Genomic DNA, 367 nt, shown 5'->3' on the forward strand with positions numbered 1-367 from the left:
CCCCATTCGGCATCCATGGCAATCATGAGGGGAGTCTTGGCTTGTGCCTGATAGTAATTGGTCAATCTGGCTTGACGGTTTGGACCACCCTGAAAAAAAATCAGTCCTCCCAGATTTTCCTCCTTGACCAATTTGCTGATTTCATCCACATGCCTCTGGTCCTTATTGGAGTAGGCAGCAACCATAAAAAGTTGTCCAATTCGCTCTTCAAAAGTCATCGCCTTGAAGACACTGTCTACCCAATGGAGTTGATGTTGGTCATCTTTGCTCTCCAAAGGATCTTCATTGGCAACGAAGGGATCAGACTTTCCGGAGGAAAAAAGCCCAATCAACGCGGTCAATGAGAGTAGTATCCAATGCTTTTTCT

1 pseudogene is annotated in these 367 nt (G+C 45.8%); it reads right to left on the bottom strand.

The features are described from left to right. Positions 1-341, bottom strand: a pseudogene (locus ACNKXV_RS13525) (hypothetical protein); the annotation flags it as partial. Between the last annotated feature and the right edge of the window lie 26 nt (positions 342-367).

Origin of the sequence: Christiangramia aquimixticola (genome assembly GCF_048285835.1) — a bacterium.
GTDB lineage: Bacteria > Bacteroidota > Bacteroidia > Flavobacteriales > Flavobacteriaceae > Christiangramia > Christiangramia aquimixticola.